This window comes from Fictibacillus arsenicus, assembly GCF_001642935.1.
GTDB lineage: Bacteria > Bacillota > Bacilli > Bacillales > Fictibacillaceae > Fictibacillus > Fictibacillus arsenicus_B.
Map to the genome: position 1 here is coordinate 2805388 of NZ_CP016761.1, position 14329 is coordinate 2819716.

13 protein-coding genes are annotated in these 14329 nt (G+C 38.3%); 2 read left to right on the forward strand and 11 right to left on the reverse strand.

What is annotated here, in order from left to right; translation table 11 throughout:
* Positions 1–17: 17 nt before the first annotated feature.
* From ABE41_RS14445 to ABE41_RS14460, 4 genes are all read right to left on the reverse strand, one after another.
* Complete coding sequence (locus ABE41_RS14445; RefSeq protein WP_066291673.1) at positions 18–1016, reverse strand: class I SAM-dependent methyltransferase; 999 nt, start codon at positions 1014–1016, stop codon at positions 18–20.
* A gap of 634 nt (positions 1017–1650) precedes the next feature.
* Complete coding sequence (gene tpx, locus ABE41_RS14450) at positions 1651–2151, reverse strand: thiol peroxidase (protein WP_066294880.1); 501 nt, start codon at positions 2149–2151, stop codon at positions 1651–1653.
* Between the two features lie 89 nt (positions 2152–2240).
* Positions 2241–2705, reverse strand: coding sequence for a GerW family sporulation protein (ytfJ, locus tag ABE41_RS14455; RefSeq protein ID WP_066291675.1), 465 nt, complete (start codon positions 2703–2705; stop codon positions 2241–2243).
* Between the two features lie 2 nt (positions 2706–2707).
* Positions 2708–3379: a DUF2953 domain-containing protein gene (locus ABE41_RS14460; RefSeq protein ID WP_066291680.1), complete on the reverse strand. Its 672-nt coding sequence runs from the start codon at positions 3377–3379 to the stop codon at positions 2708–2710.
* A 146-nt stretch (positions 3380–3525) separates the two neighbouring features.
* On the opposite strand from ABE41_RS14460, the gene ABE41_RS14465 reads away from it, so the two are divergent.
* On the forward strand, positions 3526–4323 hold the full coding sequence (locus ABE41_RS14465; protein WP_066291682.1) for an NAD kinase: 798 nt from the start codon (positions 3526–3528) through the stop codon (positions 4321–4323).
* A gap of 208 nt (positions 4324–4531) precedes the next feature.
* Here ABE41_RS14465 and ABE41_RS14470 read toward each other — a convergent pair whose 3' ends face one another.
* From ABE41_RS14470 to ezrA, 6 genes are all read right to left on the reverse strand, one after another.
* Positions 4532–6139: an amidohydrolase gene (locus ABE41_RS14470; protein ID WP_156774279.1), complete on the reverse strand. Its 1608-nt coding sequence runs from the start codon at positions 6137–6139 to the stop codon at positions 4532–4534.
* A gap of 85 nt (positions 6140–6224) precedes the next feature.
* Positions 6225–7799, reverse strand: coding sequence for an acyl-CoA synthetase MbcS (mbcS, locus tag ABE41_RS14475; RefSeq protein WP_066291684.1), 1575 nt, complete (start codon positions 7797–7799; stop codon positions 6225–6227).
* Positions 7800–7941: 142 nt separating this feature from the next.
* On the reverse strand, positions 7942–8130 hold the full coding sequence (locus ABE41_RS14480; RefSeq protein ID WP_066291687.1) for an alpha/beta-type small acid-soluble spore protein: 189 nt from the start codon (positions 8128–8130) through the stop codon (positions 7942–7944).
* Between the two features lie 168 nt (positions 8131–8298).
* Positions 8299–9510, reverse strand: coding sequence for a tRNA uracil 4-sulfurtransferase ThiI (thiI, locus tag ABE41_RS14485; protein WP_066291689.1), 1212 nt, complete (start codon positions 9508–9510; stop codon positions 8299–8301).
* 5 nt (positions 9511–9515) lie between these two features.
* The gene (locus tag ABE41_RS14490; RefSeq protein ID WP_066291691.1) at positions 9516–10658 is read right to left on the reverse strand and encodes a cysteine desulfurase family protein; all 1143 of its coding nucleotides are present in this window, start codon (positions 10656–10658) and stop codon (positions 9516–9518) included.
* Between the two features lie 171 nt (positions 10659–10829).
* A complete protein-coding gene (gene ezrA / locus ABE41_RS14495; protein ID WP_066291694.1) occupies positions 10830–12521 on the reverse strand; it encodes a septation ring formation regulator EzrA in 1692 nt (563 codons plus the stop codon).
* Positions 12522–12734: 213 nt separating this feature from the next.
* On the opposite strand from ezrA, the gene hisJ reads away from it, so the two are divergent.
* Entirely contained in the window at positions 12735–13568 is an 834-nt protein-coding gene (gene hisJ, locus ABE41_RS14500) for a histidinol-phosphatase HisJ (protein ID WP_253805351.1), read from the forward strand.
* On the opposite strand, the gene refZ is transcribed toward hisJ, so the two are convergent.
* Positions 13533–14219: a forespore capture DNA-binding protein RefZ gene (gene refZ / locus ABE41_RS14505; RefSeq protein WP_066294884.1), complete on the reverse strand. Its 687-nt coding sequence runs from the start codon at positions 14217–14219 to the stop codon at positions 13533–13535. The genes hisJ and refZ overlap by 36 nt on opposite strands.
* Between the last annotated feature and the right edge of the window lie 110 nt (positions 14220–14329).

Here is a 14329-nt window from a genome sequence, read left to right on the forward strand (position 1 = left end):
TAGGTTATCCCACGCTGTTATTTTTCACGTTCCCATTCAGTTTTAAACCACTCATTTATTTGTTCCATCACATTCGCAAGTCCTGCTTTATTCGAGAAGGAGGGAAGCTGCGCTAGCATTGCTTGTTTAGGTTTTATAGTTCCTTCGCCATTTTTCTGAAGTATAAGGACACTTTTTGCATGGACGGTTGATTTAAATAGAGATTCAGGAAGCTGAAGCAATCCTAAAACTGATACATGTTCTTTAATCCAAGCTTTCAACAAACCTGATTGCTCGCTTTCAAAAAGATTGTTAGGAACAATAAATATTCCGATTCCAGTTTCCTTCAGATGATGTACAGCTTGCTCAATGATGAGATGGTGTGCGTATGTGTGGCCCTCTTTTTCACTGACTTTAAACACTTTAGCACTTTCGTCATCTGGGTAGTATCCAACCGGAAGATCAGCTACGACTACGTCAACTGGATCAGCATAAAGAGGTTTAATCACATCTTGATGAAAGAGTTCAACTTTATGTTTTTGAATATTTGCATTTACCCAAGCTAAACGCAATAGAGTTTCATCTACTTCCACACCAAACGCTTCACATTGCTTTTCTTTAAGCTGGTTTAATACAGCTGTCAATAAGTTACCTGAACCTGTTACAGGATCCAGCAGTGTAAGATGTTCAGCTTTTTTCATAAATTTTTGAACGAGATAGCCCGTAAATAAAGCTACAGCATCAGGAGTCATTGCGTGATGCGGCTGCACTGCTTCTTTCATTCCTTTTAAAACTGCAAGCTGAAATGCCTTTCGCAATTCTTCCTTGCCGTATTCAGCAAGATTAACCTTTTTATATTCATCGGTTAATACACTTACAAGCTCTTTTGGATATTCTTTAGGGATCTCTTGAAAAAATAGATTTTCTCCAGTTTCTACGAGAGCATCTAAATAAGGGAGATCAAGCTTCTCCTTAATTGCTGTTGCAGTATTATCCATTACTATAAACATTTTTTCTACATCTTTAAAATTACTCATTACCGCGTCCTCCTATGTTTGCACAGGAAACATTTTAACAAATGAAGTGCATGATATACAATCTAAAGGTTTAGAGACTGTTTTTGTAAACTTTGTTGCTTTTGAAAGTTGTTAATTTCCGTTACAGGACTCGCTTTCCGCAGGGTGTGCGGTGAGCCCATTCGTCGCCTTGCGACATTGAATGGTCTCACCTGTCCCACTCATCCTGCTGGAGTCTCGTCCTTCCACTCCAATTAACTTTTCAGTGAAGCACTTTGTGATAGCCTCTCAGTAGCAACAATCTCTAAGAAAGGCTGTTTTCTTAAGGATTGCTGCTTATGGCTTTTTCTATTTTCATCATTTGCAAGTTGATTGGAGCACAAGGTGCGTGCCTACCACATGAGAAGCTTCTTGCTAGGCATGCGACGAGGAAGCTTACCTCGTTAGCAATTACTTGTAGACGCAGGAGCAAAGATACTTCTAAGAAGCGGTCAGGTGGAGACTCCTAATGGCGCAAAGCGGCAGGAGGCTCACCGCACGCCCCGTGGAAAGCGAGCAACCTGGAGCGGATATCAACTACTTTCAAGAGCAACGATAAGAAAAAAGCTTATAAAAAATCTCCGGTACAGATTTGCACCGGAGATGACTGGTTTGTTTATTTTGCAGCTTTAGCAGCTTCAATGGCTGCTTCATAATTTGGATGACTCGTTACTTCGTCTACATATTCAACATATGTAATTTTGTCCGAGCTATCGATTACGAATACAGAGCGCGCAAGAAGACGAAGCTCTTCAATTGCAACACCATAAGCTTTACCAAACGAAAGATCACGGTGGTCAGATAGTGTTTGAACATTTTCAATACCCGCTGCAGCACACCATCTTTTTTGTGCAAATGGCAAATCTACAGAGATCGTTAATACTTTTACATTTCCAAGCTTTGAAGCTTCTTCATTAAAACGGCGAACTTCTGCATCACACACACCTGTATCAACTGAAGGTACAGCTGCGATTAGTCTTACACTGCCTTTTGAATCTGCCAGAGTAACTTCTGACATATCATTTGCAAGAACTTTAAAATCTGGAGCTTGATCCCCCGCTTTTAACTGGTTTCCTAGTAAAGTGACTGGTTTTTCTTTAAATGTTACGCTCATGATCAAATAACTCCTCCTTTAAATTTATGTACTTCCCTATTCATCTTAAAACATCGCAGAAGAAAAAGCTAACAAGATGTTAGCTTCCTTTTTTAAAACTCATTTGTTTGTGTGTTTGCAGACCCTTTTTGCTTATTTTTATTCATCAAATGCTGCAGCTTATCGATAACGCCAGGAGCTAAGTCTAAAATTCTTTCATATAGATGCGTACTGTTGTCAAGGTGAATGGTTTTTATACCTGTATTGCTTACAACTAGGAATGCGATTGGAGTAATTGAAACTCCGCCCCCGCTTCCTCCACCAAACGGCATTTCTTTTGAACCGTTCGAAGACCCTTGCTGAGAGCCTTGAGACCCTTGAGATGATTGTTGAGATTCCTGCTGATTTCCGAATTCACTTCCTCCAGCTGCAAATCCAAACCCAACTTTTGAAACGGTAAGGATTACACTCCCGTCAGGAGTTTCAACAGGGTCTCCGATAATTGTATTAACATCGATCATTTCTTTAAGATTTTCCATAGCGGTTTTCATTAAACCCTGGATTGGATGTTCACTCATTTTTACACTCCTCCAGTCATATATTCAGAATTTACGTGAGATGAACGTCTTGATTTCCGCCAAGACTTCAATATTTTTAACATAACGACAATAGCATGCCCGATTTTAAAAGAAACCATACAGGATAGCCTTGTTTCACTGTGCATTCCTTGAAAAACCGGAACTACAGAGATCGATGGCGTTCCTTTTAAAAGGAAAAAGGTATTGATCAGCTGCAAGACGATCCCTTTAATTCCCCATACTGTTCCAGCTGCAATTGCTGATGATGAAGCCTCACCGAGACCTATAGCGCTATGCCATTCCAACTGAGAAACTTTTATCTTTTTTAAGAAGTATGCAATTATCCGATACAGGTTTTGAACATGTTTTAATGTTTTTTGAAACGATTCATACTGATTTTTTATTTGTTTAAATGAAATTTTCTTTTTCTTTTCTTTCTTCTGCCCCATACTCGTTTGCTTTTCTTCTCTTATCTTTACTGAATGGTCTTTTGCATCAATTTGGACAATCGGTATATGCAATGTGTATCGAATAATCCGATACATACGCAGCGTAATCTGTATATCACTGTTGTCGTTGCGATGCACAAAATGAAGCGCTACATTCAGCGTTGAGAACATCAAAATAAGAAATAAAAATAAAAAAATTCCTAATATAATTAAAATCCATTCCATAAAAGCTCTTCCCTTCTGTTTTTCAGTATAGGCAAGCGACGTTTAATCTAAACGTAATGAGAATGTCTGATACAATGTAATAGGAATCAATAATTTAAGACCGAACACAATAACTGTGGAGAATCATTTAAAAGGAGGAATGGAAGATGCCAGAAAGAAATAAGATTTTCTTTTTCTATAAAAGAGAAGAGTCTATTCTCGAAAAAGCTGAAGGATTAAAATCTTTAGCAGAAAGAGAAGGATTTGAAGTTGTGGAAAATGAAAAGGAAGCCAACATTATTGCAAGTATAGGCGGTGACGGATCGTTTTTGCAGGCAGTACGCAAAACGGGTTTTAGAGAAGATTGTTTATATGTGGGAGTAAGTACACTGGATTCGGAATTTTATTGTGACTTTCATGTCGACGATCAAGCTGGGATGATCGAAGCAATGAAAAACGAACAGATCGAAGTTCGTAAGTATCCGGCACTTTCCGTTACGATAGATGGACAAGGTTCTTTTTATTGCCTGAACGAATGTTCACTTCGTTCTTCTATTATTAGAACACTTGAAATCGATGTTTTTATTGATGATCTTTATTTTGAAACTTTCCGCGGAGACGGTTTAATCATATCCACGCCTACTGGAAGTACAGCTTATAATAAATCAGTCAACGGTGCAGTGGTTGATCCAATGCTAGCATGCTATCAGATCAGTGAGCTTGCTTCTTTAAACAATAATCAGTATCGTACGCTCGGTTCATCATTTATTTTGAGTGATAACCGAAAAATGTCCTTAAAGATCAAACATGATAACAGCCATTATCCGATTATCGGAATGGATAACGAAGCGATGAGTATTAAACATTGCGAGAGCCTGAGTTTTGAAATTACAGAGAAAAGAATTAAAACGGTAAAACTAAAAGATAATTCATTCTGGCATAAAGTGAAAAGAAGCTTTTTGTAGAGGTCTAAACGAGTTCGTTTAAGTTTAATAACATGAAAAAAGCAGGTTTCCGTCTGGGAACCTGCTTTTTTTAATCTGATATATATAGCTTATCCATGTGCAAAATTGAACTTATGAGCCTTCAAATGAATTTATAGGCTTTTCGACAATGTTAGCTTTCTATTCTTAGTAAAAGAACTACAGCCTGCATTGTTATGCAGGCTGTTTCTTATTCTGATCTTACTTTATTATCGGATTGGCAGAATGCGATCTCACCTTCTACTATTGTGTAAACTACTTCAGCTTTCAGTAACTCATCAATAGGCACAGTAAACAAATCACGGTCATAAACCGTAAAATCTGCGGCATAGCCTTCTTTAATATATCCTCTAAAATGCTCTTGCTGTATAGCTGCAGCACTTCCATAAGTGTATAGACCGATCGCTTCATGTCTCGTAAGCTTTTGCTCTGGAACATATCCTTCATGGTCTTCTCCAGGCTTTCTTCGTGCATTTGCTGCATAAATACCCAGTAGCGGATCAACTGGTTCTATTGGGGCATCTGATCCTCCCGCACAAATAATACCCTCATCCAATAAGGTTCTAAAAGCATAAGCATACGGAATCCGTTCTGTACCGAGACGCTCAATCAGCCATGGGAAGTCCGATGCTACAAAACCTGGCTGAACATCTAAAATAACGGATAGCTTTTTTATCTCTTCAATCAAAAACTCTGATACTAAACCTGCATGAATTAAACGGTCTCTGCCACCAAGAGGCGGACATTTTTTAATCGTTTCAATCGTTTTCTGCAGAGCCATATCACCAATGGTATGAACGGCGATATTCATGTTTTCTTTTCGTGCTTTTTGAATCAGGTTTAATAGTTCATCGTCTTCGTGAATATAAACACCAGAGGTTTCGGGAGCATCATTATATGGATGAGAAAGCCATGCTGTCCGTCCTCCAAAAGCTCCATCCCCGAAAATTTTCATGGCACCATATTCTACAAATGGCAGCTGATAATTTTGTTTAACCTTCTTAAAATCATCAAGTGCCTCATGATGAACGAGTAAATGAGCTTTAAATTTCACATGATCTTCTTCAAAAACCTTTTTGTAAGCTTTTAATGGCCTTTCAACATATCCATAATAACTAAGATCCTCTGTATGGCCACCGGTTAATCCTAAAGAGAGCAAGTATTCAACGGATGTTTTTAATGCTTTGTTCAAATATTCCTGTGAAACCTCCGGAACTGCTTTTTTTACTAGGTCAGCCGCACTGTCATGCAATAAACCAGTAGGTTCCCCGTCAGCATCCCTTTTAATAATACCGCCAGCAGGATCAGGTGTTTCACTCGTAATACCAGCTAACTCAAGAGCTTTTGAATTTGCTAAAAATGCATGACGGCACACTCTTGATAATAAAACCGGACGACCATCAGAAATGGCATCTAATTCGTGCTTGTGAAAAATTTTCCGGTCAATAAAATTGTTCTCGTTCCATCCCTCGCCAAGCAGCCACTCATCTTTACCCAAAGTTTGCGCTTTTTCTTTAAGCGCTTTTTCCATTTCTTCTGCAGAAGTCATTTCTGAGAGATCTAACCTTATAAGCTTTTCACCATGACCAATGAGATGCAGATGACTGTCAACAAATCCGGGAAACATCACATTGCCTTCCAAATCAACAGTACGAGTAATTTCACTGCCATACAAAACATGCAGCTCATTTTTAGTTCCCGTTTTTTCAATCTTCCCTTCCTTTACAAATACTGCCTCACATTGATCACCTTCACTGACCATCGTATATATTTTTCCGTTGTGAAACAAAGTCCCCACTATACTACCACCTTTGTACATTTGCTTTTTTGTATTATAACGGTTTTCAGAATAAAAAGCAGACAAAAGCCTGCTTTTTTCAACCTTATCTCGTTTTCGATGCTTCTAACTGACGAAGCTCGATGCGCCGGATCTTTCCTGATGTCGTTTTTGGAAGATCGCTCACATACTCAATCAAGCGGGGATATTTATAAGGTGCTGTCAGTTGTTTAACATGTTCCTGCAATTCTGGTGTTAATGCTTCTTTACTCGCTGATTCATCTCTTAATACTACAAATGCTTTTACAATATGTCCTCTAATTTCATCTGGACTTGCCACAACAGCACACTCTTTTACCGCTGGGTGCTTTACAAGGGCATCCTCCACTTCAAATGGACCAATCGTATAGCCTGATGAAATAATGATGTCATCTCCTCTTCCTTCAAACCAGAAATACCCGTCATCATCTTTCTTCGCTTTATCGCCTGTAACGTAATAATCTCCTCTAAAAGCCATCAACGTTCGATCCTGATCTTTATAATACTCTTTAAATAGTGCAGGGCAATTTTTGTGAACCGCAATATCACCGACTTCACCAGCCTTTACTGGAACACCATTCTCATCAATGATCTCAACATCATTTCCTGGTGTTGGTTTCCCCATAGATCCAGGCTTAATTTCCATACCTTCCATAGTTCCAACCAGCAAAGTATTTTCCGTTTGGCCATATCCGTCACGGACTTTAACATGGAAATACTTTTCAAACGTATCAATTACTTCTCTATTTAAAGGTTCTCCTGCGGAAACAGCACTTCTTAAATGCGGTAAACGATACTGATCGAGATTGTCCACTTTTGCCATTAATCGATATTCTGTCGGGGTGCAGCATAAAACAGAAATCTGTTCATTCTCTAGCAGAGCTAAATATTTTTGAGGATCAAACTTCCCCTGATAAACGAATCCTGCAGCTCCTGTACCCAAAGTGGAAAGAAATGGGCTCCAAATCCACTTTTGCCAGCCAGGTCCTGCCGTAGCCCATACTTTATCGTTCTCGGAAATATTTAACCAGCTTTTAGCTGCAGTACGGATATGTGCATATGCCCATCCATGTGTATGTACAACACCTTTAGGCTGTCCAGTTGTTCCTGATGTGTAGGATAGAAATGCCATATCATCCTTTGAAGTTTTTGGCGCCTTATAGGAAACGCTTACATTCTCTGTTATTGCATTTAAACTTAACCAATTTTCCGTGTCACCGTTAGTGCTTATTTTGTATGTAAGAGTCGGAAGAGCGTCTTTTATTTCGTTTACCTGTTCTGTGTACTGATGGTCTGCAATAATTGCTTTTGCTTCACTATGCTGAACACGGTAGCTCAAGTCTTTAGCTCTAAGCATTTCGGAACAAGGAATAACTGTGATACCTGCTTTTAAACACGCGATATAAACAGCGTACGTTTCAATTAATCGCGGCATAATAACAAGAACTCGATCTCCCTTACCTAAACCCAATTCCTCAAGTGAATTAGCAATTTGGTTTGATCGTTCTATTAACTTTTTATAGGTTATGGTTTGTTTTTCATTGTCTTCGTTCATCCAGATTAGAGCCGTTTTTTCGGGGTTCTCTGCGTATTTTTCAATTTCCATTGTTAAATTGTAGATACTTGGAGCTGCCAAGTTCATTTCAACATCCACCCTTTCGTATACCTCATAGTTGACTACAATTAACATTATAATATATTTTAGAAAATTTTTAAAATTTAGTCAGCGGATAAGGACATATTAAAAGGAGCGGGGACAACCCGCTCCGTTAGCCATTTATTATTTACTTTGTGAATCCACCTAGAGCTTGAGCTACTAGACGCTTAGTGATTTCTCCACCTACAGATCCGTTAGCGCGAGAAGTTGAATCTGGTCCAAGGTTTACACCGAATTCAGAAGCGATTTCATATTTCATTTGGTCAACAGCTTGTTGTGCACCTGGCACTACTAATTGGTTGCTTTGGTTTGCCATTTTGTTTCACCTCCTTCGTACTAATAATGTGTGACGAAATGGCCGTTTCAATTCTTGGAAATTGTTGTGTGTATTGCCATTTCACAAGGTTTTGTCTCTTTCTTACCGTTCAATTAGTAACGTAAGTCGAATAATAAAAGCCTGCACAAAAATGTGCAGGCTTTACAATTAAAACAGATCTTCAAACGTATTTTCTGTTGTTTTGCCTTCTTCAAGGATAATGGTTTCAACATTTCGAACCGCTTCTTCTATCAATTCTTCCAAATTCTCAATATTTTTTTCGAACCATATCGCCTTATCACGCTTCGGCTTAGTTTTTGGAGCAGATGGCAAGAAGATTGTACAACAATCTTCATATGGACGAATTGAGATATCATAAGTTCCGATTTTATGGGAGATATTCATAATTTCCTGCTTGTCCATTGTGATAACCGGGCGCAGAATAGGCATGTTTGTTACTTCGTTTATAGCATACATGCTGTGCATCGTCTGGCTGGCTACTTGTCCAAGATTTTCTCCGTTTGCAATTGCCATTGCATGGTTGCTTTCAGCAAGCTTTTCCGTTATTCTCAGCATTACACGTCTCATGATGGTCATGCTGTAGCTTGCTGGAATCTTATCTTTTATCGTTTGCTGTATCGTTGTAAACGGAACGATATGGAGCTTGATCTTCCCTCCGCTATAGCGTGTCAGTTCCTGTGTTAGATCAACAACTTTTTGTTTAGCGCGTTCGCTTGTAAATGGAGGGCTGTGAAAATGAACACCTTCTATACGGACTCCGCGTTTCATTGTTAGATATCCTGCAACAGGACTGTCAATTCCGCCAGAAAGCATGAGCATTGCTTTTCCGCCAACACCTATCGGCAGTCCGCCAGCTCCCTCATATGTCTGGCAGCTGATATACGTCCCTGTATCTTTAACTTCTACTTTCACATTTACATCAGGATGATGAACATCAACTGTAAGACCATCTGTATGCTCTAAAAGGTAGCCCCCCACTTCGCGGTTAAGCTGCATGGAGTTTACAGGAAAAGATTTTAATGAACGCTTTCCCGTTACTTTAAAAGTCCCTTTTTGAACCATCGCTTCTTTGAGTGCAAGTAAAGCTGCTTTTTGGATTTCTGCTAACTCATTTTCCGCTCTAAGTGCAAGGCTGATCGAGTGAATACCAAAGATGTCCTGAAGTGCCTTTACAACAGGCTCATGCGGCTCGCCATTCAATTCAACAACGATTCGGTCAAATAATTTAGCCATTTTTAGCTTGTCATATTGACGAAGCTTTCTTTTTACAGTGACAAATAATTGAGATTCGAAATGTCTTCTGTTTTTCCCTTTTAGAGATAATTCTCCATAGCGTACAACTAAATGATCATAAAGCATTTATATTACCTCATTACCTTTTTAAAATTTAAAATCTCTTCTTCTAATGCGATTAACGTGCTTTTAGCCTCTTCGACTGTGTTGTCATAAGATGTGCTGATCCGAATTGCTGTAGAAGCGCGTTGTTCACCAAGGCCCATTTCCAATAGGATCCTGCTCGCGCCTCCTTGTTTAGAAGAACATGCAGAACGTGTCGAAACAAATATATCTCTTTTATCAAGAGCGTGAATCAATACCTCTGGTTTAATGCCCTCTACAGAAAAATTAACGATATGAGGAGCTGAATAGTTCTCTGGCGTATTGAGCTCTACACTCTCTATTTTTTTCAATCCTTCTGTAAATACTTGCTTTACTGCCAGCATCTTTTCTTTTTTGATGCGCATCTCATCCAATGTTAACCGCAAAGCCTTTGCCATGGAAGCAATTCCAGCCACATTTTCTGTTCCTGCACGCTTTCGATACTCCTGTTCACCGCCTGTAAATAAGGCAGAAAGAGTTACACCGTTTTTTACATATAGCAAACCGGTTCCTTTCAAGCCATGTATCTTATGAGCAGATAAGGTACAAAGGTCTATTCCCCATTCTCTTAGCTGCAGAGGAACTTTCCCGATTCCTTGAACATTGTCGACATGAAAAAAGATCTTTTTGTGATCTTTTAGAATCTCACCGATTTCTTTTATAGGCTGAATCGTTCCTGTCTCATTATTTACATGCAGCATCGAAACAAGAACCGTATCAGGGCGTAATGCCCGCTTTAAATCTTCTAATGAAGTCATTCCTGCCTCATTCACTGGCAAATAAGTAACTTCAAATCCCTGTGTCTCTAAATATTGAAACGACTCATAAGATGAAGCATGTTCTACAGCTGTAGTAATTAAGTGTTTCCCGCGATTTTGGTGCTGGTATGCAATTCCTTTTATTGCTATATTGTTACCCTCAGTTCCACCTGAAGTAAAAACTATTTCAGATGACGTGACAGCTAACAAATCAGCAATTGACTTCCTTGCTGCTATTAGCAGCTTCTCTGCTTCTCCACCTTTAGAATGAAGTGAAGATGGATTAGCAAAATATTTTTGAGAAACCGTAATAAATGTATCAAGTACTTCCTTATATGGCTTAGTTGTAGCACTATTATCGAGATAAATCATCGTTGAATCCTCCAATTAAAACATACCGTCCACAAATGCACATTACAATATCATATCACAATTCAAATGCCGTGGCATCTATGCAATATCTACTAAATAGTCTTTGCAAGAAGGTGAAATTCACTCTTTTACAACAGTAAAAAAACTGCAGGAAATAGATCCTGACAGTTCTTATACATGTGATTTCATATTGATTTCCATTTCTTTTAGTATTCCTGGCTGCACACTTTCAATGGCAGAAGCCGCAATCTGAAGTGCATCATCGTACTGATAATTTCGGAACGCAATTTCAGCTTCAATCAATCTGATGGAAACCGATTGATAAGAACTTCTAAATCTGTTTCCATATTGAATAAGCTTTTCAGCCAGAAATGCATTCTCAATCATTTGGGATGTCTCTTCATAGCCTTCGTTCACAGCATCATGGGCTTTATTGAGTACATAAGATACATCAGACATTTCTAAAGGCTTTTCATCAAGCTTTTTTGAAACTTCTATAATGTATTCTTCTGCTTTTCCAATCGTAATTAAATAATGTTCTGGAAGACCAGGAAGATTGCTTTTTTGAACCATTCGTCTTGCTTCCAGAAGCTTTCTTCTTAATTCTTTAAGACTCTGCTTTGTCTCTAATTCGTCTTTTCTTAGATTATGAAGCATCTCTTCATACACCTTTTGAGAACGCTGAAGTTCTTCCATTTGTTTCTGCATTTCTTCCATCATTTCGCGAATAACAGAAAATGACTCTTTTTTCTCATCGATTGATTCTTGGATAATAATGAATCGGCTTTGAAGCTTGTGGAAAAGCTTTTCAATTTTCTTTTGCATGTCAGCTTCATTCTGTTCAATTAAATAAGTGGAAGAAACAACTTCTGTCTCCACTTTAAGATTATCAATGCGTTCCTGCAGGTTTTGTATGTTAAATGTAAAGATCTCTCTCTCTTTAATAACAAACTGTTTGGAATGCACTTCATTTTCTAGCATTTCATAGAGCTGGTCCATTTTCTGAATAAGCTCATCCATATCCTTTTGAGCAGATTCTAGTTCCAATTCAAATACTTTATTTAATGCTACTTCATTTAATTGTTTTAAAGAGGAAATCTCTTTTTCAATTCCAATGTGATGCAGTACATAACCTTGCTGTTCCATTTCTACAAAGCATGCACTAAGCTCTTTTAAAGAGACAGGTATATCAGATTGCAAAATGACAAGAAGCTCAGGAACACCTTGCATCTTGGTCTTGCAATCAGATATGCGGTTTAAACTTTCAACAAGTCTTTGTCTCGCTTCAAGATGGCTGCCTTGAACAGTTAGTGATTCAAACGTTTCAAACAGCGATTTAATTTCATCTAATTCTTTATCAAAAAGCGTTGCAGTTTGTCCTAGCGCGCGAATATGTGTTAAATAATACTTCTTTGCCTCCTGCAGCTTTTCTTTCGCTTCTACGATTTCTTCTCTATTAAGTTCTTCACTCGTCACCAATTCATTAATTTCAGAAGTTATTTCTTTCATTCTGGCATCCATGCCGTCTAGTGCTTTATTTACACCAGTTAGAATGTTGCGGGCTTTTTTAAATCGGTATTTGTCAGTATACTCTTCTGCGTCAAAAAGGTCTTCTTCAAGATTAGGAAGGTGGGTCGTAACCATCTCATCCCATTCCTGTCGCCACATTTCAAATTTTTCTTCTGTTTCCCCGATCATCGCCATTCCCTTAACCCTTGAAATTTCTTCTGTTAAAGGACGGTTCATAATTTGCATTTTCCATGCTTCCAAGCGGTCAATTTCTTTATATATTCTTCGGCGCGACATGGTACCGTAAAGGATTAATGCTAGGAATGTAACTATGGCAATGACTATGTATATCATTGGAGGCACCCCTTCTACTGTTCTATTTCTTTAATTCCCTGTATTATGTATTAATAATTTCATTTTCTATTTGATAGGTTTATCTGTGTATAAAATTGCAGTTTAATGCTTTTATGATAACATGTAAACACACATTTGACGCAAAAAAATTGCATAATTTGATAATTTTTTTCCAAATTAATGAAGATTTTGTCGAAAGGAGGAGGAAAAAGGTTGTATTATGATGGACACGTTCATACTCCATTTTGTCCGCATGGTTCTAATGACACATTCGAAAAGTATATTGAAAGAGCTATATCCCTTGGAATAAAAGGCATTTCGTTTACTGAACATGCCCCATTACCTAAAAATTTTGCAGATCCCACTCCTGCTAAAGACAGTGCAATGCTGTATTCAGATTTGAATCATTATTTTCAAAAACTGCAAAAAGTAAAAAAGACTTACAAAAAATTCATCACGATTAAAACAGGTTTGGAAATTGATTTTATTGAAGGATATGAACAGGAGACAGAACAATTGCTTCGGGAAGTTTCGCCTGAACTGGACGATGCCATTCTTTCTGTCCACTTTTTGCAGATCGAGGGAAAACATTTTTGCATGGATTATGATGAGAATGTTTTTGAAGAGATGGTCAGGAAATCGGGAAGTTTAGCTTTAGTTTATAAAAATTATTTTTCTGCAGTGAAAAAATCTGTTAAACACTCATTCAAAAGCTTTCAACCGCTTAGAATCGGTCATATAACTCTAGCTAAAAAGTTTCAGAAGCTGTTCCCAGCAGATTTCAGTATCGAAGAAGACATCCATAATATTTTAATTGAAATCTCTGAGCGAGGAATGTCTTTAGACTACAATGGCGCTGGTGCTGTTAAACCTTTTTGTGGGGAGCCTTATCCGCCAAGCTGGATTATTAAAGAAGCGCAGAAAAGAAAAATCCCTCTCGTATACGGGTCAGACGCCCATAGCGCTAAGGGACTCGGTCAAGGACTTGAACAACTAGATCAATATGCAAAATTAACTTCCCCACTTCTCTTGGATAGAGCCAAATAATGGCGCTTGAACAGCAGACAGCAGGGGATTTTTTCTTTCGGTTTGGCACACGCACTTATCAAACCAATTAACCATCCACTTTTTGTAAGGTTTAATGAAAGTCTCCGTTTCCGCTGAAATCTGATAGACTTCAGATAAATACAAGGGATGCAAAAACGGTAGCATCATCATATCTTTAAATTGAATCGTCAAAAAATCTATTGGCTGTTTCCGGAACTCCTTTTTCTTCATACCTTTCTCAAACATCGTTTGCAAAAAATATTTTTCTTTTACAAGATAAGTTGACATCAGTTCACGAACAAGAGTTGAATCGAGCGTCATTTCCCGATAAACGAATCGAGCAAGCGGCAGATTCTTTTGCTGGTAAACCAATAGCGTCTCTACAAGTTCAATAAAACTGCCTTTAACCGATGAAGACCTTGAAGTATGATACACGATCTCGATTCTTCTGATATACCCTTCAAAAAATGAAGTGATCAGTTCTTCAAGCAGCCCCTTTTTACCGCCAAAGTGGTATGAGATCAGTGCGAGGTTCACACCTGCTTTTTTTGCGATCTGTCTTACAGTCGTACCTTTAAACCCTTGGCTTGTAAAAAGATAAATAGCTGCTTCAGCAATTTTAAGCTTCGTTTCTGCTGTATCTTTCTTCATTTTTTTCACCGTCCTTCCTTATGTATAAAATTCTTCTGCCGAAGACATAAACCTTTAATAATCGCTCGACAAATAAGGGCTCAAGGGTGTATAGTTCAACATAATTTGAT